At 74.8% G+C, this 25,086-nt stretch carries 22 protein-coding genes; 10 read left to right on the forward strand and 12 right to left on the reverse strand.

From position 1 onward, the window contains the following. Nucleotides 1-8: 8 nt before the first annotated feature. From AMK24_RS08940 to AMK24_RS08955, 4 genes are all read right to left on the reverse strand, one after another. Complete coding sequence (locus tag AMK24_RS08940; RefSeq protein WP_073768693.1) at nt 9-1,205, reverse strand: cytochrome P450 family protein; 1,197 nt, start codon at nt 1,203-1,205, stop codon at nt 9-11. A 62-nt stretch (nt 1,206-1,267) separates the two neighbouring features. Further along, on the reverse strand, nt 1,268-2,440 hold the full coding sequence (locus tag AMK24_RS08945; RefSeq protein ID WP_073766887.1) for a cytochrome P450 family protein: 1,173 nt from the start codon (nt 2,438-2,440) through the stop codon (nt 1,268-1,270). A 93-nt stretch (nt 2,441-2,533) separates the two neighbouring features. Continuing rightward, nucleotides 2,534-3,316 (reverse strand): response regulator transcription factor, encoded by a 783-nt coding sequence (locus tag AMK24_RS08950; RefSeq protein ID WP_073768695.1) that lies wholly within the window; start codon nt 3,314-3,316, stop codon nt 2,534-2,536. Nucleotides 3,317-3,362: 46 nt separating this feature from the next. Next, a complete protein-coding gene (locus AMK24_RS08955; protein ID WP_073766889.1) occupies nt 3,363-4,583 on the reverse strand; it encodes a sensor histidine kinase in 1,221 nt (406 codons plus the stop codon). Between the two features lie 147 nt (nt 4,584-4,730). On the opposite strand from AMK24_RS08955, the gene AMK24_RS08960 reads away from it, so the two are divergent. From AMK24_RS08960 to AMK24_RS08975, 4 genes are all read left to right on the forward strand, one after another. After that, complete coding sequence (locus AMK24_RS08960; RefSeq protein WP_073766891.1) at nt 4,731-4,934, forward strand: hypothetical protein; 204 nt, start codon at nt 4,731-4,733, stop codon at nt 4,932-4,934. Between the two features lie 165 nt (nt 4,935-5,099). After that, the gene (locus AMK24_RS08965; protein WP_073766893.1) at nt 5,100-5,765 is read left to right on the forward strand and encodes a TetR/AcrR family transcriptional regulator; all 666 of its coding nucleotides are present in this window, start codon (nt 5,100-5,102) and stop codon (nt 5,763-5,765) included. 112 nt (nt 5,766-5,877) lie between these two features. Further along, entirely contained in the window at nt 5,878-6,645 is a 768-nt protein-coding gene (locus AMK24_RS08970) for an SDR family NAD(P)-dependent oxidoreductase (RefSeq protein WP_073766895.1), read from the forward strand. Nucleotides 6,646-6,865: 220 nt separating this feature from the next. Then, nucleotides 6,866-7,696: an aldo/keto reductase gene (locus AMK24_RS08975; RefSeq protein ID WP_073766897.1), complete on the forward strand. Its 831-nt coding sequence runs from the start codon at nt 6,866-6,868 to the stop codon at nt 7,694-7,696. A 69-nt stretch (nt 7,697-7,765) separates the two neighbouring features. Here the strand turns inward: AMK24_RS08975 and AMK24_RS08980 are convergent, their stop codons facing one another. The 3 genes from AMK24_RS08980 to allB all read right to left on the reverse strand — a co-directional run bounded on the left by AMK24_RS08980 (nt 7,766) and on the right by allB (nt 10,844). Beyond that, nucleotides 7,766-8,095, reverse strand: coding sequence for a putative quinol monooxygenase (locus tag AMK24_RS08980; RefSeq protein ID WP_073766899.1), 330 nt, complete (start codon nt 8,093-8,095; stop codon nt 7,766-7,768). 162 nt (nt 8,096-8,257) lie between these two features. Next, a complete protein-coding gene (gene alc / locus AMK24_RS08985; protein WP_073766901.1) occupies nt 8,258-9,379 on the reverse strand; it encodes an allantoicase in 1,122 nt (373 codons plus the stop codon). A 121-nt stretch (nt 9,380-9,500) separates the two neighbouring features. Then, the gene (gene allB, locus AMK24_RS08990) at nt 9,501-10,844 is read right to left on the reverse strand and encodes an allantoinase AllB (RefSeq protein ID WP_073766903.1); all 1,344 of its coding nucleotides are present in this window, start codon (nt 10,842-10,844) and stop codon (nt 9,501-9,503) included. 389 nt (nt 10,845-11,233) lie between these two features. Here allB and AMK24_RS08995 point away from each other — a divergent pair, with 389 nt between their 5' ends. Further along, nucleotides 11,234-12,037 (forward strand): IclR family transcriptional regulator, encoded by an 804-nt coding sequence (locus AMK24_RS08995; RefSeq protein WP_073766905.1) that lies wholly within the window; start codon nt 11,234-11,236, stop codon nt 12,035-12,037. Between the two features lie 34 nt (nt 12,038-12,071). On the opposite strand, the gene AMK24_RS09000 is transcribed toward AMK24_RS08995, so the two are convergent. Both AMK24_RS09000 and AMK24_RS09005 read right to left on the reverse strand, forming a co-directional pair. After that, nucleotides 12,072-12,761, reverse strand: a complete 690-nt coding sequence (locus AMK24_RS09000; protein WP_073766908.1) for an ABC transporter ATP-binding protein — start codon at nt 12,759-12,761, stop codon at nt 12,072-12,074. After that, the gene (locus AMK24_RS09005; RefSeq protein ID WP_073766928.1) at nt 12,758-13,837 is read right to left on the reverse strand and encodes an ABC transporter permease; all 1,080 of its coding nucleotides are present in this window, start codon (nt 13,835-13,837) and stop codon (nt 12,758-12,760) included. Before AMK24_RS09005 ends, AMK24_RS09000 begins: the two co-directional genes overlap by 4 nt. 110 nt (nt 13,838-13,947) lie before the next feature. Between AMK24_RS09005 and AMK24_RS09010 the strand changes: the two genes are divergently transcribed. Beyond that, the gene (locus tag AMK24_RS09010; RefSeq protein WP_073766929.1) at nt 13,948-15,240 is read left to right on the forward strand and encodes a sensor histidine kinase; all 1,293 of its coding nucleotides are present in this window, start codon (nt 13,948-13,950) and stop codon (nt 15,238-15,240) included. Next, entirely contained in the window at nt 15,237-15,872 is a 636-nt protein-coding gene (locus tag AMK24_RS09015; RefSeq protein WP_073766930.1) for a response regulator, read from the forward strand. The genes AMK24_RS09010 and AMK24_RS09015 overlap by 4 nt, the downstream gene beginning before the upstream one ends. A gap of 81 nt (nt 15,873-15,953) precedes the next feature. On the opposite strand, the gene AMK24_RS09020 is transcribed toward AMK24_RS09015, so the two are convergent. Beyond that, entirely contained in the window at nt 15,954-16,256 is a 303-nt protein-coding gene (locus AMK24_RS09020) for a DUF5955 family protein (RefSeq protein ID WP_073766931.1), read from the reverse strand. A 201-nt stretch (nt 16,257-16,457) separates the two neighbouring features. Between AMK24_RS09020 and AMK24_RS09025 the strand changes: the two genes are divergently transcribed. The 3 genes from AMK24_RS09025 (at nt 16,458) to AMK24_RS35145 (ending at nt 24,127) form a co-directional block, all read left to right on the forward strand. Further along, nucleotides 16,458-17,099, forward strand: coding sequence for a nucleotidyltransferase family protein (locus tag AMK24_RS09025; RefSeq protein WP_079190468.1), 642 nt, complete (start codon nt 16,458-16,460; stop codon nt 17,097-17,099). A gap of 311 nt (nt 17,100-17,410) precedes the next feature. Then, on the forward strand, nt 17,411-19,030 hold the full coding sequence (gene aceB, locus AMK24_RS09030; protein ID WP_073766932.1) for a malate synthase A: 1,620 nt from the start codon (nt 17,411-17,413) through the stop codon (nt 19,028-19,030). A gap of 225 nt (nt 19,031-19,255) precedes the next feature. Beyond that, nucleotides 19,256-24,127, forward strand: a complete 4,872-nt coding sequence (locus AMK24_RS35145; RefSeq protein WP_073766933.1) for a CHAT domain-containing protein — start codon at nt 19,256-19,258, stop codon at nt 24,125-24,127. A 64-nt stretch (nt 24,128-24,191) separates the two neighbouring features. Here the strand turns inward: AMK24_RS35145 and AMK24_RS09040 are convergent, their stop codons facing one another. Both AMK24_RS09040 and AMK24_RS09045 read right to left on the reverse strand, forming a co-directional pair. Beyond that, entirely contained in the window at nt 24,192-24,404 is a 213-nt protein-coding gene (locus tag AMK24_RS09040) for a hypothetical protein (RefSeq protein ID WP_073766934.1), read from the reverse strand. 3 nt (nt 24,405-24,407) lie between these two features. Then, nucleotides 24,408-25,031: a DUF6338 family protein gene (locus AMK24_RS09045; protein ID WP_242435112.1), complete on the reverse strand. Its 624-nt coding sequence runs from the start codon at nt 25,029-25,031 to the stop codon at nt 24,408-24,410. Nucleotides 25,032-25,086: the final 55 nt, after the last annotated feature.

Below are 25,086 nucleotides of genomic sequence, written 5' to 3' on the forward strand. Positions count from 1 at the left end.
CCGTCCCGCTACCAGGCGACCGGCAGGCTCAGCGGCCCCCGCATGAGCATCCCCGTCCGCCACGTGAGCGTCGCCGGGTCCGCGGCAGGCCGCAGATCCGGGCAGCGCTCCAGCAGCGACCGGATGGCCGTCCGTGCCTCGATCCGGGCCAGCGGCGCGCCCAGGCAGTAGTGGATGCCGTGTCCGAAGGCGATGTGGCCCCGAGCGTCGCGGGTGATGTCGAACCGGGACGCGTCGGGGAAGCGGGCCGGGTCGCGGTTGGCGTCCGACATGGCGACGAGCACCAGCTCGCCGCCTCCGGGGATCACCACCCCGCCGACCTCGACCGGTTCGGTCGTGAAGCGGTACGTGGGCGTTTCCACCGGCCCCTCGAACCGCAGGATCTCCTCGACCGCGTTGTCGATCAGGGAGAAGTCGGCGCGCAGGGCCGCCAGTTGGTCGGGGTGGGCGAGGAGGCTGTGCACGCCGTTGGTGATGAGGTTGACGGTGGTCTCGTGCCCGGCGACCAGCAGCAACCACACCATGCCGATCAGTTCGTCGCCGGAGAGCCGGTCGCCGTCCTCGTCGGCGGTGTGGATGAGCGCGCTCAGCAGGTCCTCGCCCGGCTCCGCCCGCTTGTCGGCCAGCAGCCCGGTGATGTACCCGGTCATCGCCTCGGCGGAGGAGGCGCGCACGGCGGGGTCGACGGAGGAGACCGCCTGGCCGGACCAGGTGCGGAACTTCTCGCGGTCCAGGAACGGGACGCCGAGCAGCTCGCAGATCACCGCCATGGGCAGCGGGAAGGAGAGCGCCTCCACGAGGTCCGCCGTACGGTCGGGGGCGGCGAGCATCGCGTCCAGCAGACCGTCGGTCATCTCCTGGACGCGCGGGGCCAGCCGCTCCATCCGGCGGGCGGTGAACTCGCGGGCGACCAGCTTGCGCAGCCGGGTGTGGTCGGGGGCGTCGGAGCTGAGCATCGAGGTGCCGGCCGACACCTTGCCGATCCCGAGCGCCGGTGAGGCCCGGCTCCACCGCTTGGAGAGCCGCTGATCGGCGAGGAGGTCGCGGCCGAGCTCGTATCCGACGACGAGCCAGGCGTCCGTGCCCTCGGGGATCCGCACCCGGTGGACCGGGCCCTCCTCCCGTAACGCGGCGTAGACGGGGTACGGGTCGCGGGTGAACCGCTCGCCGAGCGCGGCGAGATCGGTCAGGGGTTCGGTGGTCAACGCGGTGCCCTTCGTCAGGAGTTCGGGTCCGGTGAGGTCCGTGCGGGGCGCGTCGGCGGGCTTCACCAGCGAACCGGCAGCGCCCGCACGCCGCGCATCAGCAGGCCGGGCAGCCAGTCCGGTTCGCCGCCGGACGGGTCGCGGGCGAGGCCCGGGAAGCGTTCCAGCAGGGCGCCGATCGCGATGCGCGCCTCCATCCGGGCGAGCGGCGCGCCCAGGCAGTAGTGCGCCCCGTGGCCGAAGCCCAGGTGCCCCTGGGGCTCGCGGCGGATGTCGAAGGCGTCCGGTTCGGGGAAGCGGGCCGGGTCGCGGTCGGCGGAGGCCAGGGCGACGAGCACCGCCTCGTCGCGAGGGATCACGGTGGAGCCGATCTTCACCTCCTCGCGGGCGAAGCGGAAGGTGGTGGTCTCCACCGGGCCGTCGTAGCGCAGCATCTCCTCCACCGCGCCGCCGATGAGCCCCGGTTCGGCCCGCAGCAGGGCGAGTTGGTCGGGGTGGTCGAGCAGGGCCCGGACCCCGTTGGCGATCAGGTTGACGGTGGTCTCGTGCCCCGCCACCAGCAACAGGAAGGCCATGCCGACCAGTTCGGCGGAGGAGAGGCCGTCGCCGCCCTCGTCCCGGGTGCGGATCAGCGCGCTGAGCAGGTCGTCGCCGGGCGAACGGCGTTTGTCCGCGATGAGGTCGACGAGGTAGTCGCTCATCGCGCCGGCCGGGTCGGCGTCGCGCTGCTCCCGGGTGGGCGTGACGATGCCGTTCGAGAGGGTCCGGAAGGCGTCCCGGTCGATGTCGGGGACGCCGAGGAGTTCGCAGATCACGGTCATCGGCAGGGGGAAGGCGAGTGCGTCGACCAGGTCAGCGGAGCCCCGGGGCGCCATCGCGTCGAGGAGCCGCTCGGTGATCCCGGTGACGCGGGGGCGCAGCGCCTCGATGCGCCGGGCGGTGAACTCGCGGACGACGAGCCGTCGCAGCCGGGTGTGGTGCGGGGCGTCCAGTTCCAGCATGTTGGCGCTGAGCAGGGCCTCGGACGCCTCCCAACGCCCGGTGGTGCGCCAGTCCTTGCCGAACCGGTGGTCGGCGAGGACGGCACGGCCCTCCTCGTACCCGACGACCAGCCAGACGCGCTCCATCTCCTCGGTGCGCACGATGTGCACGGGGCCCTCGGTGCGCAGCTCCGCGTAGTACGGATAGGGGTCGGCGGTGAAGTCCGGCAGGTTCCGCAGATCACGTACGGCCATGGGCAGGCGGTCCCTCTCCCGTCGCGGGCCCGTTCCGGTCCGGGCCGCTCCGGTCAGCCTAGAGTCTTCTTCCGGACCGGGTCCCGGGTCCGGTCAGGATCCGCCGGCCGCGCCCCGGGCCGCACCGTCTCCCCCGTCCGCGTCCAGGAGCCCCGCGTCGTGGACCAACAGGGCGATCTGGACGCGGTTGTTGAGGCCGAGTTTGGCGAGAATCCGTGAGACGTGGGCCTTGACGGTGGCGACGCTGAGGTGGAGGGAGCCCGCGATCTCCGCGTTGGACCCGCCGCGCCCGACGGCGACGGCGACCTCCTTCTCCCGCTCGGCGAGTTGGCCGAAGCGCCTGCGTGCGCGGTCGGCGCGGTCCGTCCGGTCGTCGGTGCCGCGGCCTGCGGCGCGGGCCATCAACTGGCGCGTGACGGCGGGCGAGAGCACCGGATCCCCGGCGGCGACCCGGCGGACGGAGTCGACGATCCGGGCCGGCGGGGTGTCCTTCAGGACGAACCCGGCCGCCCCCGCCCGGATGGCCCGGAGCACCTGTTCGTCGGCGTGGAAGGTGGTGAGGACGACGACCTCGGGGGCGTCGCGGCGACGGCGCAGCAGTTCGGTCGCGGCGAGTCCGTCCATGACCGGCATCCGGATGTCCATCAGGACGACGTCGGGGCGCAGGCGTTCGACCAGTTCCTCGACCTCGGCGCCGTCCGCGCCCTCCCCGACGATGTCGATGCCCTGGTCGCCGCCGAGCATCAGGGCGAGTCCCGCCCGGACCAGCGGGTCGTCGTCGACGATCAGCAGCCGGACGGGCGGTCCGGGCGGGGGCGCGGCGGACTCGGGTGGCGGGGCGGCGGCGGGAGGCGTCGGGGGCGGCGGGGTGCTCATGACGGCCACCGTAGCCAGCGGGTGTTCGTCGTCCCCGGGGCGGGTGTCATGCGGCGGGCCACGGCAGCCGGGCCCGGACCGCGAAGCCGCCTTCCGGCGTCGGCCCGTGCTCCAGCCCTCCCCCGGCGAGGGTGGCGCGTTCGGTGAGGCCGATGAGCCCCTGGCCGGAGCCGGGTACCCGTTCGAAGGGTTCGGCGGGGGCGGGGTTCTCCACCTCGACGGTGAGGCCCTCGCCGGGGCCGCCGCTCACGGTGAGGGAGACCGTGGCGCCGGGCGCGTGTTTACGGGCGTTGGTCAGGCATTCCTGGGCGATCCGGTAGACCGTGCGGCCGGTGGCGGCGGGGGCCCGGCCGGGGTCGGCGACCCGGTTGTCGAGCGCCACCTCCATGCCCGCGCGCCGGGACTCGGCGACGAGGGCGTCCAGGGTGGCGAGGGTGGGCTGCGGCCGGTGGCCCTCGTCGGCGTCGCCGGGCCCGCGCAGGACGCCGATGATCTCGCGGAGGTCCTGGAGGGCTTCGTGGGCGCTGTCCCGGATGACGCCGGCGGCCCGGCCCACCTCGGCGGCGGGGGCGTCGGGCCGGAATTCGAGGGCCCCGGCGTGCACGCTGAGCAGGGTGAGCCGGTGGGCCAGGACGTCGTGCATCTCGCGGGCGATGGCCTCCCGGGCCAGGCGCTGGGCCTGTTCGGCGCGCAGCTCCGCCTCGGCCTCGGCGCGGTGGGCCCGTTCGCGCAGGGTGACGACGAGCTGGCGCCGGGAGCGTACGGCCATGCCCCAGCTGATCACCAGCAGGGTCAGCAGGACGCCGAAGACGGTCGAGGCGAGGTAGCCGGTCGTCGGGTCGGGGCGCAGGAACGGTTGCAGCGGCGCCAGGGCCAGGGTGAGCGCGCCCACGATCGCGACGGGCTTGAACGGACGGTGCACGGCCAGGCTGAACAGGGCCACCAGCAGCGCCCCGGCGGCCACGGGTTCCACGGCGGACAGGACGGCCAGGGCGACGGCGAGCCCGACGGGCCAGCGCCGCCGGACCCAGAGGGCGCAGCAGGAGAGCGCGCCGGCCACCGAGTCCACGAACACGACGACGTCGGCCGTGGTCTCGTCGGCCTCGATCGTCCCGAGGGCGAGCATGCCGATGCCCGCGGCGCAGAGGAAGGCCGTGAGGTCCACGGCCCAGTCCCGCACGGTGCGCCGCGCCCGGGCCCGGTCGCCGGGCAGCTCGGGGTCGGCCATCGCCGAGGGGAGGAGCCAGCGGTACTCGGTGCGCGTCATATCCGCAAAGCTACGCAGCCGGGCGGCCCGGAAGGGCCCTGCGGGGGGGGAGGAAGCGACCGAAGTCGCGGGACCGGATACTTTCGGCGCGGCGGAGGGGACCGGTGGCCGACGCGGCGGGCGCGGCCCGGGCGGAAGGCTCGGCCCATGAAGAAAATCATCGAGACGACCGGGTTCCTCGTCCTCCTCCAGGGCGCGGGCGGGCTGCTGTACGAGTGGACGGGCTGGTTCCGGTTCTGGACGGTGGTGCGGCACGTCGACTTCCTCGGCGACCGCATGCTGTTCGTCAACATCGTGCTGATCGTGGCGGGGGCGGCCGTGATGGTCGCCGCCGACGCGGTCAAGGGCTGACCGCCCCCGGGGGAAAGGAACACCTGTCGCAACGGTCGGCATGTTCCCGGTCATCGTCCGTGGTCAGAGACGGGCGGGCCGCTCGGCCGGGGGAAGCGGGTCCGCCGAGGACGCCGCCGCTCCCTAGACTGACGCCTCGATAACCCTGAGGCACGGAGTGGTCACATGGCGTCGGTAAGGGCGGACGGGCGGGTCGAGCGGGGGGACCGGACCCGGCAGTTGATCCTGGGGCGGGCGGTGCAGATCGCCTCGGTCGAAGGGCTGGAGGGCCTGTCGCTGGGGCGGCTGGCCGCCGAACTGGGGCTGAGCAAGAGCGGGGTCTTCGCCCTGTTCGGCTCGAAGGAAGGGCTCCAGCTGGCGACCGTACGGGGGGCGGTGGCCATCTACGTCGACCATGTGCTGCGCCCCGCCCGGTCGGCGCCGCCGGGGCTCGGCCGGGTCTGGCGGATGTGCGAGGCGTGGATCGCGTACTCCCGCGAGCGCGTGTTCCGCGGCGGCTGCTTCTTCTACGCGGCGACCGCCGAGTTCGACGCGCGGGGCGGCAAGGTGCACGACGCGCTGGCGTCCGCGCAGACGGGCTGGGTCACCTTCGTGGAGCAGACGATCGAGGAGGCCCGGACGCTGGGGGAGCTGGCCGCGGACACCGACGTGTGCCAGCTGGCCTTCGAGGTGATCGCCCTGCTGGAGCTGGCCAACGCGGAGTCGGTGCTGCAGAAGAACAACCTCGGCTACGAGAAGGCGGCGCGGGCCATCCTGGCCCGGCTGCGGGCGGCGGCGACCGACCCGGCGCTGCTTCCCTCCCCCCTCCCCCGCAGCTTCCCCTCGCGATGAGCGGCGCGGTCGGGCGTAGGCGTCCGATACCCGCCGGTGCGCGGGGCGCCGCGCGCGTTTGCTGGGGGATGCCGTCGCGGTGACGGCGCCCCCGATCAGCGAGGAAGCAGCCATGTCCAGCACCCTTTCCCCCGCCGTTCCCACCGTTCCCGCCGCCCGGGCCGCCCTGGTCACCGGGGGCGGCCGGGGCATCGGCGCCGCGACCGCGCTCCGGCTCGCCCGGGACGGCGTGGACGTCGCCCTCACCTATGTGCGGGACGAGAAGGCGGCCCGTGCGACCGTCGAGAGGATCGAGGCCCTCGGCCGCCGGGGCGTGGCCCTGCGCTGCGACGCGGCGGACGCCGTGGCGGCCGGCGAGGCCGTGCACCGGGCGGCGGACGCGCTCGGCCGGCTCGACGTCCTGGTCAACAACGCGGGCATCGGCCTCCTCGGGCCGATCGGGGAGCTGACCGGGGAGCAGGTGGACCGGACACTGGCGGTGAACGTCCGGGCGGTCTTCCTCGCCTGCCGGGCCGCGGCGGAGCGGCTGTCCGACGGGGGCAGGATCGTCTCCGTCGGCACCGCGCTGAGCCGGTACACGGGCGGGCCCGGCTCCACCCTGTACGGGCTCAGCAAGTCCGCCCTGGCCGGTCTGACCAAGCCGCTCGCCCGGGAGCTGGGGCCGCGCGGCATCACGGTGAACCTGGTCCAGCCCGGCCCGGTGGACACCGACCTCAACCCGGCGGACGGGCCGTTCGCCGAGGGGCAGCGGGCGGCGACCGCCCTGGGCCGGTTCGGCACGGCGGAGGAGGTCGCCTCGCTCGTCGCGTACCTCGCGAGCCCGGAGGCGGCCTTCATCACGGGCACCGAACTGGTCGTGGACGGCGGCCACGCGGCCTGAGCACCGCTCCGCCTCCCGGAACGGGCCCGGCGGACGGGGTCCCCTCCCCGCCGGCCGCCCGCGCCCGGCGCTCCGCCCGGCGCGGGCGGCGGGGCCCCGCGCGCTGCCGCCGCCGACCGGCCCGCCGTCCCGGCCCGGCGGCCCCCGCCGGGCTGCCCCCGCCTGCCGCGCCCCTACGCTGGCCGGGACGGGGCAGCGACGGGAAGGACGGGACCAGCACATGTCCGGCACACCGGTTCAGGCGCTCAACGACGGCACGCACCTCCCGGCGGTGGGGTTCGGCACCTATCCGCTGGACGACGCGGCGGCCGAGGAGGCCGTCGCCGGGGCCCTCCGGCTCGGCTACCGGCTGATCGACACGGCTTTCGCCTACGGCAACGAGACCGGCGTCGGCCGGGGCGTCGCCCGCAGCGGCGTCCCCCGCGAGGAGATCCGCCTCACCACGAAAGTTCCCGGCCGGCACCACGGGTACGAGGAGACGCTGGCCTCGTTCGAGGAGTCGCGGGCCCGGCTGGGCGTCGAGTACGTCGATCTGTACCTGATCCACTGGCCGCTCCCCCGGACCGACCGGTACGTGGACACCTGGAAGGCGATGATCAGGCTCCGCGAGGAGGGTCTGGTCCGCTCGATCGGCGTCTCCAACTTCACCGCCGCGCACCTGGAACGGCTGCAGCGGGAGACGGGCGTGCTGCCCTCCGTCAACCAGATCGAGATGCATCCGCTGCTGCCGCAGGAGGAGCTGCGGGCGGTGCACGCGGCGAAGGGCGTCGTCACGGAGAGCTGGAGCCCGCTGGCCCGGGGCCGCGAGGTGCTGGAGGACCCCTCGGTCCGCGCGATCGCGGAGGACCACGGGGTGACCCCCGGCCAGGTGGTGCTGCGCTGGCACACCCAGCTCGGCGCGGTGCCCATCCCGAAGTCGGCGGATCCCGAACGCCGCCGCGAGAACCTCGATCTGTTCGGCTTCGAACTGACGGCCCAGGAGCTGACGACCATTTCGTCCGGGCGGCAGCGGCGGTTCGGCGGCGACCCGGACGCCCACGAGGAGTTCTGATGGCCCGGGGCGCGGGGCCGCCGTCGCCGGGCGGGAGCGGCGGCCGCCGTCACAGGAGGGGGCGGTCCGTCACCGGTTGCGCGGGGTGACCTCCGCCATGCGGGACCAGCCGGTGCCCTCCACCTCGACGTTGATGATCTCGGGGACCTCGGCGACCATCTCCGACATCGTCTCGATCGCCGCCTTGAAGTGGTCCGAGTTCACGTGCGCCTCGCCGGCCGCCGCGTCGGCGAACGCCTCCAGCAGGACGAACTCGTCGGGGTTCTCCACGCTGCGGGACCAGTCGAAGAAGACGTTGCCGGGCTCGCCGCGGGTGGCCGCGGTGAACTCCTCCAGCCGGGGGAGCCAGTTGTCGCGCTCGGCGGCGAGGGCGGTGAACTTGACGGCGATGAAGATCATGAGGGGCTCCTGGTCGATACGTCGGACGGTGCGGTTCACCTGCCCCCCCGGGCCTGCTCCCGCACCCCGACCAGGGTGGCACATCCCCGCGTGACGGGGCCGGGCGGGCGCACCGCGGTCCCCCTGCGACCTCGGTGCGCCGCGCGCCGGGCGCGTACGCGGTCAGCCGCCGAGCTCCCGGTGGCGGGCGGCCAGAGCGGCGGCGCCCTCCCGGGTGAGCGAGCCGTGCAGCCGCAGGCGGGAGATGCCGCCGTCCGGGAAGATGTCGATCCGTACGCGGGTCGCCCGGACCGGCGCGTCGAGCACGAAGCGGTGGTCGGTGTCGGGCTGGAGGCGGGTCCGGGGCAGGATCTCGGTCCAGTCGCCGCCCTCCCCGTCCCGTACCGACAGGCTCGCCCAGCCGGCGGAGTTCCCCTTGAGGTAGGCGGTGTCGATCTCGACGGCCCGGATCTCGGACTGCGCGGCGAGGCGGTAGCCGATCCAGTCGTTGCCCCGGTCGCGGCGGCGGCGGGTCTCCCAGCCGTCGTCCATCTTGCGCGAGCGGCCGGGCTGGATGGTGTTGGTGGCCGGGGAGTAGAAGCGGTCGGATGCGTCCTCCACCCGGCCGCCGTTCTCCAGGGCGGCCAGGTCGAAGGTGCCGAGGGCGCCGAGCCAGGCGGGGTCGGGGACGACCTCGCCGTACACGCGCAGCCGGGCGATCCCGCCGTCCGGGTGCTGGTTGACCCGCAGGTGGGTGAAGCGCTGCTCGGCGTCGACGGCGAAGCCGTTGGCCGCGTGGCCGCCGACCGCCGTACGGGGGACGAGCGTCGTCCACTTCACGTCGGGGGCGAGGAGGTCCTCGGGGGACGGGGAGCCGGGCAGGGACGTCGCCTCGACGGAGACGGCCTGCGGGTAGTTGCCGCGGAAGTGGGCGGTGTCCAGGACGATGCCCCGGACGACGCCGGGCGCGCCGAGGCGGACGAGGGCCCAGTCGTGGTCGTCGGCGGCGGGGTGGGGTTCGGCGGCGCTCGCCCCGCGTCGGCGGCGGGTCTCCCAGCCGTCCATGACCTTGCCCTTGTGGCCGAAGTGCTCCGGGTCGAAGACGGCGGGTCCGGGCTTGAGCAGGTTCTCGCGCTCGGCGAAGAACTCGTCGTTGGCCGCGATGACCCCGGCTCCGAGGCGGCGGTCGGCCAGATCGACGAGGTGGGTGAAGGGGAAGTCGGCGGTGCGGTGGTCGGCGTACGGGTCGCCGCCCGCGTACGGGCGGGCATCACCGGTGAAGCGGGGTATCGCGGCGTCCGTCATGGTCGGGGCGTTCCTTTCGGGCACGGTCGGTGGTCGCGGTCGCGCTCGGGGCGGTGTCGCGCTCGGAGGGGCGTTCGCGCTCGGTGGTCGCGTTCGCGTTCGGGAGGTGGGAAGGGCCGGTTCAGCGCTCCCGTTCCAGGAGGCGGCCGACGGGCTCGGCGAGGACGCCGTCGGAGGCGATACGGGCCCCGCGCAGCCAGGTGGAGCGGACCACGCCGTGCAGGGTCTTCCCGGCGTAGGCGGTGACCTGGTTGCGGTGGAACAGTTCGGCGGGATCGACGGTGAAGGTCGCCTCGGGGGCGAGGACCGCGAAGTCGGCGTCGCGGCCGGCCTCGATGGCGCCCTTGCGGGTCAGCCCGGCGAGTTCGGCGGGGGCGGCGGACATCCAGCGGGCCACGTCGTCGAGCGAGTGGCCGCGGCGGCGGGCCTCGGTCCAGATGGCGGGCAGGCCGAGCTGGAGGGAGGAGATGCCGCCCCAGGCGGAGGCGAAGTCCGGGGTCTTGAGGTCGGTGGTGCACGGCGAGTGGTCGCTGACGACGCAGTCGATCGTGCCGTCGGCGAGCCCGGCCCACAGCGCGTCCTGGTTGGCGGCCTCGCGGATCGGCGGGCAGCACTTGAACTCGGTGGCCCCGTCCGGGACTTCCTCGGCGGTGAGGGTGAGGAAGTGCGGGCACGACTCGACGGTGACGCGGACGCCCTCGCGTTTGGCGGCGGCGATCAGCGGCAGCGCGTCGCCGGAGGAGAGGTGCAGGACGTGGACGCGGGCGTTCAGCCGCCTGGCGTGAGCGATGAGCCCTTCGATCGCGGTGTTCTCGGCGTCGCGCGGGCGGGAGGCGAGGAAGTCGGCGTAGGCGGGGCCGGGGCGCTGCGGCGCGTCGGCCAGGTGGTGCGGATCCTCGGCGTGCACGATGAGCAGTCCGCCGAATCCGGCGATCTCCGCCATGGAGCGGGCCAGTTGCTCCTGGTCCAGCTCGGGGAACTCCTCGACGCCGGAGGGCGACAGGAAGCACTTGAAGCCGAAGACCCCGGCCTCGTACAGCGGGCGCAGGTCCTTGGTGTTGGACGGGATCGCCCCGCCCCAGAAGCCGGTGTCCACGTGGGCCTTGGGGGCCGCGACCCGCTGCTTGGTCCGCAGGTGCTCGACGGTGGTGGTCGGCGGGAGGGAGTTGAGCGGCATGTCCAGGAGCGTGGTGATGCCGCCGGCCGCGGCGGCACGGGTCGCGGTCCAGAACCCCTCCCACTCGGTGCGGCCGGGGTCGTTCACATGGACGTGGGTGTCGACCAGGCCGGGCAGCAGGACGTCGTCGCCGAAGTCCTCCAGGCGGGCGCCGGGGGGCACGTCGGCGTCGTACGGCAGGACCGCGTGGATCGTCCCGCCCGCGACGGCGACCGCCGCCGGGCGGGTTCCCCCGGGGGTGACGACGCGCGTCGAGCGCAGTACCAGGTTCACGTCCTGACCGGACACCCGTGCTCCTCACTCCAGGAATTCAACGAACTGTTGAAGCTGCGGTGGAGTCTTCACGCGGGGATCGCCCTCGTCAAGACCCCGCCCCCCGCCGCGCGGGCCGCCGGAACCCGCCGCCGGAAGCGTGCCGGGCCGCCCGGCCGCGGACGCTCCGGCCTTCTCGGGCGCTCACCGGGAACCTCTGGAGGTTTCCACGAAGTAAAAGTAAATTTTCGAACTGCGGAACGTAGCATGGGCCAGGAGAGGCGGCGCGGAGCCGCCCGTTCCGCCCGTCGGCACCCGGACAAAACAGGCCCTGACCGGCACGGACGCCGACCGGGAGCAGTGGGCCGATCGGGAGCCGCCCGGTAGGCTGCTGCCTTGCCTTCCGCTTCGAAAGGATCGCCCACGTGCCGCCGTCCCACGCCAGCACCGCCGACTCCAAGCCCGCCGGTCCCAGCGGCGGGGTGCAGTCCCTCGAGCGCGCCTTCGATCTGCTGGAGCGGATGGCGGACGCCGGGGGCGAGGTCGGGCTGAGCGAGCTGTCCGCGAGCAGCGGCCTGCCCCTGCCGACCATCCACCGGCTGATGCGCACCCTGGTCGTCTGCGGTTACGTGCGCCAGCAGCCCAACCGCCGTTACGCGCTGGGCCCTCGCCTGATCCGGCTCGGCGAGTCCGCTTCCCGGCTGCTGGGCACCTGGGCCCGCCCCTACCTCAGCCGGCTGGTCGAGGAGACCGGCGAGACGGCGAACATGGCGCTGCTGGACGGGGACGAGATCGTGTACGTCGCCCAGGTGCCGTCCAAGCACTCCATGCGGATGTTCACCGAGGTCGGCCGCCGGGTCCTGCCGCACTCCACGGGCGTGGGCAAGGCGCTCCTCGCGCACACCCCCGCCGAGGAGGTCCGGGCGCTGCTGGCCCGTACGGGCATGCCGGCGGCGACGGAGAAGACGATCACCACGCCGGAGGGTTTCCTGGACGCCTTGGAGCAGGTGCGCCGGGCCGGGTACGCGGTGGACGACAACGAGCAGGAGATCGGGGTGCGGTGCCTCGCGGTCTCCGTGCCGGACTCCCCCACCTCGGCCGCGATCTCCATCTCGGGCCCGGCGGGACGCGTCACGGAGGCGGCCACGGAGCGGATCGTGCCGATCCTCCAGCAGATCGCCGGAGAGTTGTCCGACGCCCTGGCGAGCAACGGCGCGAACGGGGGCTGAGGCCCGCGGGGGCCCCGGCCCCCGGCCCCGGGTCTCAGGCCCCGGCCGGGGCGGGGGCCTGGGCCAGGCGGCCGTCGTCCATCCTCACCGTGCGGTCCGTCCGGTCCAGATGCGCCAGGTCGTGCGTGACCAGCACCGTGGCGGTGGCGCGTTCCCGTGCCAGGCCGACCAGCAGGTCCAGCACGGCCGCGCCGCGTTCGTGGTCGAGCGCGCTGGTCGGCTCGTCGACGAGCAGGACGGCCGGTTCGTTCATCAGGGCGCGGGCGATGTTGACGCGCTGGCGCTGACCGCCCGAGAGCTGGTGCGGTCGCCGGTCCGCGAGGCCGGCCAGGCCGACCGCCTCCAGCAGGTCCAGGGCCCGGCGGCGGGCGGCCCGGGCGGACCCGCCGGAGAGGTGGCGCATCACCTGGAGCTGCTCGGCGGCGGTCAGCGAGGGCAGCAGGTTGGGCTGCTGGAAGACGATGCCGATGTGCTCCCGGCGCAGGGCGGCCCGCCCCGCGCGGCTCAGCCCGGCGGTCGGCGTCCCGGCCACGACGACCTCGCCCGAGTCCGGGGCGACCAGGGTGGCGGCGGCGGCGAGGAGGCTGGACTTGCCCGAACCGGAGGGGCCGACGACGGCGGTGAGCGTGCCGGGGGGCACGTCCAGCGAGACCCGGTCCAGGGCGGTCAGCCGGCCCTCCCCGTCCGGGTAGGTGAGGGTGACATCGGTCAGGGTGAGCGTCATCGGGCACTCCCGAGTGCGGTGAGGGGGTCGACGGCGGTGATCCGCCGGATGGACAGGGCGGCCCCGAGCGCGCCGAGGGCGATCATCACGGCGGCCGGGACGAGGACGGTCGCCGGGTCCAGGACGAACGGCGCCGCTCCTGCGATCAGGCCCCCGGCCGCGGCCGCGAGCGCGGCGCCCAGCCCCGTACCGAGGACGAGCATCACCACGGCCTGTCCGAGCGCGTCGCGCAGGAGGTACGGGGTCGACGCGCCGAGCGCCTTCAGTACCGCGACGTCGCCGCTGCGCTGGATCGTCCAGACGGTGAAGAACGCCCCGATGACGAGCGCGGAGATGGCGAAGAGGAAACCGCGCATCAATTGCAGCGAACCGTTCTCCGCCCGGTAGGAGCCGATGGCGGCGAGGGAGTCGTCGAGGCTGAGCGTGCTGGTGCCCGCCGCCTGGTCGCCCGCCGCGAGGTCGGCGCCGCCGGTGGTGGTCAGGACGATCACGGTGGCCTGTGCGGCCGGGCCGGCCCCGTCGTGGCCGATCTGCTGCCAGTCGTCGAGGGTGGTCCAGACGACGGGGGTGTGGCTGTGGGCGGCGTCCCCCGCGACCGCGGCGACCTCGCGCTCGGTCCGGCCGAGCGCGATCCGGTCGCCGGCTGCCGCGTCCAGTTCCTCGGCCGCCTTCGCGGAGAGCACGACCCGCCCCGGGGCGGTCCCCTCCGGCCCGAGGGAGCCGTCCGGCTCGACGCCGAAGGCCGACACGGCGGCGGAGCGCCCCCCGGCGGCGGTGGCGTTGAGCGTACGGATGCCGACCGGCTGTGCGGCCTCGACCCCGGGCCTGGCGGCCCAGGCCCGCCAGGCGTCCTCGCGGACGGTCGAGTCGGTGAACGACTCCGCCTGCCCGTCCGGGGGCGCGGCGAACGCCAGGTGGTCGGCGTCCAGCCCGGTGACGGCCGAGGTGTTCTCCCGGGCCAGACCGGCGGTGAGGCCGGACAACAGGCCCACGAGCAGCGTGATCAGCACCACGACCGAGCCCATGAGGGCGAAGCGGCCCTTGGCGAAGCGGAGGTCTCTCCATGCGACGAACATGGCTCCAGCCTCGTCGGGCCGGTGCGGGAGGACATCGCGCGCGGGACGGGCCCGGGATCAACCTTTCGGTTGACCGGGGGCGGGGTGGCCGCGGCTACGCTGGACGGACCATGGATTCGCGTTCGCACACCCACGTCACGGCGGCCCTCCGGCTCTGTGTGCACGCCCTGCTGGCGGGGCTGCTGGCCCTGGTCGTGGTGCGCGCGGTGGGCGAGGACGCGCCGGACACGGCGGCGGTCGTGGTGGTGACGCTGCTGACGGCGGCCCTGTACGCGGCGGGGGCGGCGGTCCCCGCCGGGACTCCGGAGCGGGCGGACGCGTCGGCCCCCCGGACACTCCCTAGGGCCCTGGTCCCGCGCGTACGGCCCGGCGGCCGGGCGGGGGCGTGGTGGCTGGGCGCGCTGTGGACGCTGTGGGCGGTGCTGCTGGTGCTGTCGCCGGACGCCCTGTGGATCGCCTTCCCGATCTACTTCCTCCAGCTCCACTTCCTGCCGATGCGCTGGGCGCTGCCCGCCGTCGTGGTCACGGCCGCCGCCGCGATCACCGGTTTCGTCGTGCACCGGCAGGAGATCGCGCCCGGCGCGTTCATCGGACCGCTGCTCGGCGCGGCGGTCGCGGTCGCCACCGTCCTCGGGTACGACGCCCTGTTCCGGGAGAGCGAGCGGCGGCGGGAGCTGATCGTGGAGCTGGTCGCCACCCGCGCGGAGCTGGCCGAGGCGGAACGGACCGCCGGAACCCTCGCCGAGCGCGAGCGGCTGGCCCGGGAGATCCACGACACCCTCGCCCAGGGGCTGTCCAGCATCCAGCTGCTGCTGCGGGCCGCCGAGCGGTCGCTGCCGCCGGCCGCTCCGGCCGCCGCCCACGTGCGGGCCGCCCGCGAGGCCGCGCAGGCGAACCTCGCCGAGGCCCGTTCCTTCGTCCGCGCGCTGACGCCGCCGGACCTGGAGCACGGTTCGCTGGCGGCCGCCCTGGAACGGCTCTGCGCGCGGACGACCGCGCCGGAGCTGACGGTACGGTTCGCGGTCAGCGGGGCCCCGGTGGAGCTGCCGACCCCGTACGAGGTGGCGCTGTTGCGGACCGCGCAGTCGGCGCTGGCCAACACGGTGCGCCACGCGGGGGCCGGGCGTGCGGAGATCACGCTGAGCTTCATGGGGACCTCCGTGGCGCTGGACGTCGTGGACGACGGGCGGGGCTTCGACCCGTCGGCGGTCCCGGTCCAGGAGCGCGGCGACGGCGGCTTCGGACTGCCCGCGATGCGGGCGCGGGCCGGATCGCTCGGCGGTGCGCTGAGCGTGGAGTCGGCGCCGGGCCAGGGCACGGCGGTCGCCGTCACGCTGCCGCTGCCCGTGGCGGAGGCCGGAACGACGGTGGGCACGGGTACGGAAGCGGAGCGGGCGGCGTGAGCGGGAAGGCGATCCGGCTGCTGCTGGCCGACGACCATCCGGTGGTACGGGCGGGGCTGCGCGCGGTCCTGGACGCCGAGCCGGACTTCGAGGTCGCCGGTGAGGCCGCCACCGCCGAGGAGGCCGTCGCCCTGGCCGCGGCGGGCGGCTTCGACGTGGTCCTGATGGACCTCCAGTTCGGGGCGGGGATGCACGGCTCGCAGGCCACGGCGACAATCACCGCCGCTCCGGGCGCTCCCCGGGTCCTGATCCTCACCACCTACGACTCCGACGCGGACATCCTGGCGGCGGTCGAGGCGGGGGCCGGGGGCTATCTGCTGAAGGACGCGCCGCCGCAGGAGCTGGCCGCCGCCGTGCGCACGGCGGCGGCGGGCCACTCGGCGCTGGCGCCCTCGGTGGCACACCGGCTGATGGACCGGATGCGCACCCCGGCCGAGGCGCTGACCCGGCGGGAGCTGGAGGTGCTGCACCTGGTCGGGGAGGGTCTGTCGAACCTGCAGATCAGCAAACGGCTGTTCCTGAGCCAGGCCACGGTCAAGTCCCACCTGGTGCACATCTACGCCAAACTGGGCGTCGACTCCCGCACGTCGGCGGTCGCGGCGGCCACGGCCCGGCGGCTCATCCGCCGCTGAACCGGCGGAGGCAGGGCCGCGTCACCCGCGCGCGGCTTCCCGAAGCGCTGCCGCCGTCCGCTCGCGGTGGGCGGGGCCGCGTCACCCTCGCGGGGGCTCCCCGAAGAGGTCCACCGCGTTGCGCACCTCGCGCAGGGTGCCGGCCAAAGCGCTCACCGAGCCGATCGCCCCCGCGATCAGCAGCAGGGAGCGGCGCATCCGGGGGATCTCCGGCACTCCGCCGACGGCCATGGCGTCCAGGGCGGCCAGCTCGTCCTCGGCGACCGGGCGGTCCGGGAAATCGGCGCGGAGACCGGCCAGTTCCCTGCGGAGCCGGGAGACGGCCACGCGCAGCTCGGCCACTCTCGGGTCCTCGACGCTTCCGGTCAGCCTCTTCTGCCCCATGCTCCGCAACACGGCATTCCCCCTCGCACGTCCCTGCGCCGCTGTGACCCCCGTCCCCGGGCTGTGGCCAAGTCACCGGGTTCGCCCGCAAGTTAACGCCATGACAGGCAGTGTGCGCCAGCCCACGGAAAGAAATCGGGGTGACCCCTGAGGGTGACACGCGTGTCGCGTGTGCGAAGGGCTCGGTGGTATCCAGGCCCCATGGTCACGGACACGACGACGAGCACGGGCCCCGACCGGGCGCCCGCCACGAAGGACCCCAAGGTCGCGGGGGTGCTGCTGGCCGCCGGCGGGGGGCGGCGGCTCGGCGGCCGCCCGAAGGCGCTGCTGCGGCACCGGGGGCGCCCGCTGATCGAACACGCGGTGCGCTCCCTGCGCAACGGCGGCTGCGGTCCGCTCCACGTGGTGCTGGGCGCGTCGGCGGACGAGGTGCGGGCCCGCGCGGATCTGGCGGGCTGCGCCGTGAGCGTGAACCCCGACTGGGAGGAGGGCATGGGCTCCTCGCTCCGGCTGGGCCTGGCCGCCCTGAGCGCGGCGGACGCGGACGCGGCGCTCGTCCTCCTGGTCGACCAGCCGGGCATCGGCCCGGAGGCGGTGGCTCGGGTGCGCCTCGCGTACCGCTCGCGGACGAGCCTGGCGGCCGCCTCGTACGGCGGGGTGCGGAGCCATCCGGTGCTGTTCGGGGTGGACCGGTGGCCGGACGTCGCGGCGGCGGCGGTGGGCGACCGGGGCGCGCGGACGTATCTGCGGGAGCACCGCGACGCGATCACGCTGGTGGAGTGCGCGGATGTGGCGGAGGCGTACGACATCGACACCGCGGAGGACCTCGGGCGCCTGGAGTGACCGGAGGGGGCCGCCCCCGCCGCGGGTTCCGCCCGCTCGCCGTCGAGGGAGGAGCCCGCCCTTCGCCGGCGACGGCCCGTGGCCGTTCTGGCACGCTGCGCCGCCGCGGGGCCGTTTCTGTCGAACCGGAGAATCTCGACATCAACAAATCATTGAACTTCCACCATGAGGAAACTACTATCCACTGTTCAGAAGCCATCTGAACCTCAGACGGCACCCACGGCCGTATCTCGGAGCCATGGCACGCCGTGCCGTCTCAGGCGACCCGGCGGCCGGTGAGAGGCCGCCGCCCGCTGAAGGAGTGACAGCTCATGTCCGCACCAGCGCCGTCCACGCTGGCCATCGTCGATGCCGAGCCCCTGCCCCGGCAGGAAGAGGTCCTGACCGACGCGGCCCTCGCGTTCGTGGCCGAGCTGCACCGGCAGTTCACCCCGCGCCGCAATGAGCTGCTCGCCCGGCGCGCCGAGCGCCGGGCCGAGATCGCCCGCACCTCCACCCTGGACTTCCTGCCCGGGACGGCGGCCGTCCGCGCGGACGACTCCTGGAAGGTCGCGCCCGCCCCGGCGGCGCTGAACGACCGCCGGGTGGAGATCACCGGTCCGACCGACCGCAAGATGACCGTCAACGCCCTGAACTCGGGCGCGAAGATCTGGCTCGCCGACTTCGAGGACGCGTCCGCCCCCACGTGGGAGAACGTCGTCCTCGGCCAGCTCAACCTCACCGACGCCTATGAGCGCCGCATCGACTTCACCGACCCGAGGACCGGCAAGTCGTACGCACTGAAGCCCGCCGACGAGCTGGCCACGGTCGTCATGCGCCCGCGCGGCTGGCACCTGGAGGAGCGCCACCTCCAGCTCGACGGCGTCCCCGTGCCCGGCGCCCTGGTCGACTTCGGCCTCTACTTCTTCCACAACGCGCAGCGCCTGATCGACCTCGGCAAGGGCCCCTACTTCTACCTGCCGAAGACCGAGTCGCACCTGGAGGCCCGCCTCTGGAACGACGTCTTCGTCTTCGCCCAGGACTACGTCGGCATCCCGCAGGGCACGGTCCGCGCCACCGTCCTGATCGAGACGATCACGGCCGCGTACGAGATGGAGGAGATCCTCTACGAACTGCGCGACCACGCCTCCGGATTGAACGCCGGCCGCTGGGACTACCTCTTCTCCATCGTCAAGAACTTCCGTGACGGCGGAGCCAAGTTCGTGCTGCCGGACCGCAACGCGGTGACGATGACCGCCCCGTTCATGCGGGCGTACACCGAACTCCTGGTCCGCACCTGCCACAAGCGCGGCGCCCACGCGATCGGCGGCATGGCGGCCTTCATCCCCTCGCGGCGCGACGCCGAGGTCAACAAGGTGGCCTTCGAGAAGGTCAGGGCCGACAAGGACCGCGAGGCCGGCGACGGTTTCGACGGCTCCTGGGTCGCCCACCCCGACCTGGTCCCGATCGCCCTGGCCTCCTTCGACGCGGTCCTCGGCGACAAGCCCCACCAGAAGGACCGCCTGCGCGAAGACGTCTCGGTGGCGGCGGGCGACCTGATCGCCATCGACACCCTCGACGCCAAGCCCACCTACGACGGTCTGCGCAACGCCGTCGCCGTCGGCATCCGCTACATCGAGGCGTGGCTGCGGGGCCTGGGCGCGGTCGCCATCTTCAACCTGATGGAGGACGCGGCGACCGCCGAGATCTCCCGCTCGCAGATCTGGCAGTGGATCAACGCGGACGTGGTCTTCGAGAACGGCGAGCACGCCACGGCGGAGCTGGCCCGTCGGGTCGCCGCCGAGGAACTGGCCGCGATCCGCGCGGAGATCGGCGAGGACGCCTTCACCGCCGGCAGGTGGCAGCAGGCCCACGACCTCCTGCTCCAGGTCTCCCTGGACCAGGACTACGCGGACTTCCTCACCCTGCCCGCGTACGAGCAGCTGCGCTGACCGGTCCGGCCCGCCACGTCGGAACGCCTCCGCCCCCGCACGCCGGGGGCGGAGGCGTTGACGGCCACCGGCGAGCGCCCGGCCGCCGCCGCGAGATGCTCACCGCCGCCGGATCACCTGGGCGCGGCATCCGTCAGTAAGGTGGCCCTGCTACCGGTGCGCACCGCGGGAAACCCTGTGCGGGGGCGCTCCGGGAGAGCGGCGGCCGGGGCGGACGGGGGCGCGATGACACGGGCGAGGACGGCCGAGGACGCGGCGGACCGCATCCTGCGGCAGGCCGAGCGGGCGGACGCCGATCCCGCCGTCCTGGAATGGTTCGCCGGCCCGGAGGCCGCGCGGGCGGCCGACGCGGTACGCGGTGGCGTGGTCCTTCCGGACGGGAGCACCTGGGGCCTGGGCGTCCTGGCGCTCGGTTACGCCGACCTCCTCCGCTACGCCGCGCGCGGTGCGGCCGACCGCCCCGCCCTCGCCACGGCCCTGCTCGGGTTCTCCGCGATCCGCGAACAGGACCCCGACCGGGTGCCGTTCGGGCTGCGCCCGGTCTTCGCCACGATGGCGGGCGAACCCGACGGCGCCGCGACCGGGGCCGCTCTGGCGTACGACGCCGGCGTCGGGATGATGGCGGTCTTCCAGCAGAGCCGCGACCCCGACGTGCTGCACAGGGCGCAGGTGCTGTTGCGGCACGCCGCCGACGCCTCCGGCCCCGGCAGCCTGGAGCAGGGCGTCTGCCTCTCGGACCTCGGGCTCGCTCTCTTCCACGGATACCAGGACGGCGCCGGACGGCAGGCGCTCGCCGACGCCGTCGCCGCCGGGCGCGCCGCCGTGGCCTGCGCCCCCGGCGACCGGGACGAACAGGCCCGCAGACACGGCAACTTCGGTCACACCCTGCGCAACCTGGCCGATGCGACCGGGGACATGGAAACGCTCGGGGAAGCGGTCCTCGCCCTGCGGAAGGCGGCGGAACTCTCCCCGGAGAACAGCCCGCGCCGCTCCCACCACCGCGCCACCCTGGGTTCCGCGCTCTGCCTCGCCGCCGACCGCCTGGACGACCCGGGGCTGCGCTCCGAGGGCATCGCCCTGCTGCGTACGGCCCTCACGGAGCCGGGCGCCGCCGCGACCGGTCCCGCCGCGCTCCTCTCCGACCTGGGGATCGCCCTCTTCACGGAAGCCGCGGCGGGCGAGGGGCGCACCGCGCTCGCCGAGGAGGGCATCGCCGTCTGCCGGAGGGCCGCGGACTCCGCCCCGAACGCCTTCGAGCGCTCCGCGTACCTCGCCAACCTCGCGCTGCTGCTGACCGGGTTCGCCGGCCACGCCGACCGCCCCGATCTCCTCGACCAGGCGTGCGCGGCGGGCCGCGAGGCCCTGGACGCCGCTCCGCCCGGGCACCCGGTAGGCGCCCAGGCCCATTTCGCGCTCTCCCAGGCGCTGGACGCCCGGCACTCGGCCGCGAACTCCCCGGACGACCTGGACGAGGCCATCGCCCACGCCCGTCGGGGGACGCGGTCCGGACCCGCCGACGACGTGGCACGCCGGATCGTGCTCGCCACCCTCCTCGCGGAGTTGCTGGACAAGCGCGCCAACTGGAACGCCGGAAACCTCCGGGCTCCGGTGGACCCCGGCGCCTCCGACGCCCCGACCGCCCTGCTCCGGGAGCTCGCCGCACAGGTTCCCGCCCGCTCCGCCGAACGCGCCCGGGTCCTGCGGGCGCTCGGCCGCTGCCTGCTGCTCACCGGTGATCCGGAGGACGCCGAGGAGGCCGTCGACCGCTTCCGGACGTGCCTGACCCTGCCCCCGCCCAGCCGGGACTTCGCGGCCGGCACGCGCTTCGATCTCGGGGCGGCGCTGGTCCGGCGCGCCGGGGCGGACGCCGAGGGGTGGCGTACGGGCGCGGAGGAGATGCGCCGGGGCCTGGACCGGCTCCGGGCCGACGGCCCGGAGTACTGGGACCGCCACGCCGAGTACGCCGAGACCCTCATGAAACGGGCGGAGGCGACGGGCGACCTCGGCCTGTACGAGGAAGCGGTGGGCCTCTTCCGCGAGGAGGTGCGGCGGGCGCCGCTCTCCCGCGCCCAAGGCGCCGTACGCCGCTCCGCCATCGGTTCCGGCCTGATGAACATCGTGACGCACTCCGGCCGGGTCGGGCTGCTGGCCGAGGCGGTGGCCGCCCACCGGGAGGCCGTCGCCCTGTCCGAGCCGGGGGACCACTTCGCCGTCCACCTCCTCCTGGGGCTCGGCGAGGCCCTGGTGGCGCGCGCCGAGTTCTGTTCGGACGCAAAAGCGCTGGAGGAGGGCGTCGCGGTGCTGCGCCGGGCCGTGGCCTCGTCGGACGCCTCCACCTACAGCGGCGCGGACTGCCGTACGGCGCTCGGCGACGCGCTGCGCAACCTCGCCCGTCTCACCTCCGACCCCGCGCCGCTGGAGGAGTCCGTGCGCCACCACCGGGAGGCGGTCGCCATGGCGTCGGGCACGCCTCCGCCCGTGGCCCTGCTCGGTCTGGCCAACAGCCTGGGGGCGCTCTACCGCCACAGCCGCGAGGCGTGGCAGGCCGACGAGGCCGAGCGCCACTACCGGGCCGCCCTGGCCTCGCCGCGGCCGATGCCGTACGGCCTGCGCGGCGTCCTCCTCACCGGCCTCGGCTTCATCGGGTGGAACCGGGCCGTCGGGAGCGGGGACGAGACGCTCAGGGACCGGGCCGTCGCCACGCTGCGCGAGGCCGTGGCCCAGGCCCCCCGGGTGCGGGTCGGGATGGCCCTCACCAACCTGGGCGGCGCCCTGATGGACCGCGGCCTGGTCTCGGGCAACCGGGTCTGGCTGGCCGAGGCCGTGACGGTGCTGCGCCGCGCGCTGGACGACAGCCCGCCTGCGGCGGTGGAGCGGACCCTGCACCTGAACAACCTGGCCGAAGCACTGCGCTGCTGGTACGAGACCGTGGGCGACCCCGCCGCCGCCGACGAGGCGGTCGTGCTGCTGCGGGAGGCGATGGCCGTGGCAGGGGGCGACCGGTGGGGAGCCGAGATGGCCGCCGTCAATCTGGGCTCCCTGCTGATCAACAGGGCTCGGTCGGCCAGGGATCCGCGCCTGGCCGACGAGGCCCGGCGCGTCCTCGAAGAGGTCGTGGCCGGGTTCGGGGCGCACCACCCCTCGCGCCCCCTCGCCCTGCAGAAGCTCACCACCGCCTGGACGACCGTCGCCCATCTGGCGCGGGAACACGACGGGGCGGCGGCACGCCGGGCCCTGCGCGGCGCGGAGGCCGCCGCCGGGGAAGCCCTCGCGGAAACCTCCGCCGGGCACGCCCTGCACGGTGTCTCGCAGATGCTGCTGGCCGCGGTGCGGCTGGACCGGGCGGCGCTGGGGGAACGGGTCGATCTGGCCGAGGCGGCGCGCCTCGCCCGCGACTGCGCGCGGAGGCCGGACGTCCAGGCCGGCGTACGGATCCGGGCCGCCCGCGCCTGGGGGCTGGCCGCGGTGAAAGGGGGCGACCGCGCCGAGGGGCTGGAGGGGTACGCGTACGCCGTCGGCCTGTTGCCCCGCCTCGCACCGCGCAGCCTCGCCCGCGTGGACCAGGAGGCACGGCTGCTGGTCAGTGACGGCCTGGCGAGCGACGCCGCCGCGCTGGCGATCGAGGCGGGCGCGGCCGGGCGGGCGCTCGCCCTTCTCGAACAGGGGCGCGGGGTGCTGCTGGCCCAGGGGCTGGAGGACCGGGCCGACGGGTCACGGCTGCACGCCCTGGCCCCCGGCCTCGCGGCGGAGTTCGAGCGGTTGCGCGACCGATGGAGCGAACCGCCGGGGCGCTCCCCGCTCCTGGGCGCGGGCCCCGGCGGCCCGGCCCCGTTCGACGGAGCCCGCGAGGCGGCGGTGATCGCCGAGGACCGGCTCGCCCTGGCCCGGAGCTGGGAACGACTCCTGCACGAGATAAGGGCGTTGCCGGGCCTCGAAGGCTTTCTGCGCCCGCCCTCCGTGGCGGAGCTGGTCGCTTCCGCGGCCGACGGGCCGGTCGTGGTCGTCAACGTCAGCGGCTTCCGCTGCGACGCCCTCGTCGTGACCGCCGGCGCCGGGATCGATGTGGTGCCCCTGCCCGGCCTCACCCTGCGGGAGGCCGAGGCGTGGGCGGCGGAGTTCGTCGAGGGGACCGACACGGCGTACGGGAGGAGCGGCGTCGAGGAGGCCGTCGCCATGATGCACCGGTTCTCGCGGACGCTGGGCCGGCTCTGGGACACCGTGGCCGCGCCCGTCCTCGACCACCTCGGCCTGGAGTCCGTACCGGGCGACGGCGAGCCCTGGCCGCGCCTGTGGTGGTGCCCCACCGGGCAGCTGTCCTTCCTTCCGCTGCACGCCGCGGGCCGGGGCGGCGCGGACTCCGGCGACTGGGTCCTCGACCGTGCCGTCTCCTCGTACACCCCGACCGTGCGCGCGCTGGCACGCGCCCGCGAGCGCCTGGCGTCCGGCGAGCGCGACAGCCGTGCCTCCGCCAGCCGCGAGGGCTCCGTACCCGGCCGCCGCGGGCGCCCCGCCCCGCTGGTGGTGGCCCTCGACGAGACTCCGGGGGCCGCACCGCTGCCGGGCGTCGCGCGGGAGGTGGCACTGCTGGAGGAGTTGTTCCCCGAGGGGAGGCTGCTGGCCGGGCCCGAGGCCACGGTGGAGGCGGTCGGCCGCGCGCTGGAGGCGCACCCGTGGGTCCACTTCAGCTGCCACGGCGTCAGCGAACCGCTCGACCCGTCACGGAGCGGACTGGTCCTGCACGACGGTCGGCTCACCGTCTCCGACGCGGCGGCCCAGCGCCCGCGGTCCCCGCAGCTCGCCGTGCTGTCCGCCTGCTCGGCCGCCCGGGGCGGGACCAGGTTGTCCGACGAGGCGGTCCAGCTGACCTCCTCCTTCCAGCTGGCCGGATACCCGCATGTGATCGGCACACTGTGGCCCGTCGCCGACAAGCTGGCGACACGGCTCACCGAGGATCTCTACCGGGCGCTCGCGGCGGACCTGGACCGGGGCGGCCCCATCGGCCCGGCAACGGCCCTGCACCACGCGGTCCGAGCCCTGCGCGACCGCTACGCACGGGCGCCGCACCTGTGGGCGGCGCACATCCACACGGGGCCGTGAGGGCGGGGGCCACGAAGCCGGGAGCACCGGCCCGGCCCGTACCCGGCCCGGCCCCGATCCGTGCTCAGGTACCGTCCGGTCCGGCGGTTCCCCGGGCGGTCGGCGACTCGTCGCCCATGGCCGTGCCCGACGGCCCGGGCGGCACCTCGTCCGGTTCGACCATCCCGTCGGTGGGCCGATAGGTCTTGGATACGGTGAACTCCACCACGAGTTTCGCCAGTTCGGCGTCGTCCGCCTCGTGCTCGCCGTCCCCGGCCGTCCCCGCCGTCTGCGCCATCGGTCAGTCACTCCCTCCGGCCGCCGGCGCCGTCGGCGGCAGCAGCACTTCCAGAACATCCACATCGACCGCGCGTACGTACACGCCCCCCGTGCCGGGCACCTTACCGAGGAACGTGCCGTCGGACCCCATCCGGTACTGGGCCTGCAGATAGAGGTCGCCCGGTTGCGGGTAGGCCGAGACGGCAGATCGCGAGCCCAGCCAACCACCCACCCACAGACCGCTCTTGAGCCGCACGCGGACGAAGCAGGACCCCCGGTCCTGGAAGAGGGCGTCCCAGGCGGTCGGCGTCGGCTCGTACCGGGCCCGGGCGCGCCGACGCCGCCAGGACGCCTCCGCCCAGGCCAGCGCCGAGGGTGCGGCGACGATCAGCAGCAGCGCGGCGAGTCCCGCCTCGCGCGGCTGCCGCAGCACACCGGCGACCGGGCCCTCCCCTCCCCCGGCGAGCAGCCGCACCAGCCGGGGCCCCGCGATCACCGCGTAGACGATGTCGAGCAGGGCGCCCGCGGCGATGGCGCGCACCAGCCGGTTCTGCGGCTCCTGTTCACTGGCGAGGGAGCCGCGCAGCCGCTCCCGCACCGCCTGGTAGAAGAATCCGGGCAGCACGAGGATCAGCAGAATGGTCAACTGCCCCGCTGTTCCCGGAACCATCGTGGTGCCGCACCCCCGTGCTCGTCGCCTC

The organism is Streptomyces sp. CB02366 (assembly GCF_001905905.1).
Classification (GTDB): Bacteria; Actinomycetota; Actinomycetes; order Streptomycetales; family Streptomycetaceae; genus Streptomyces.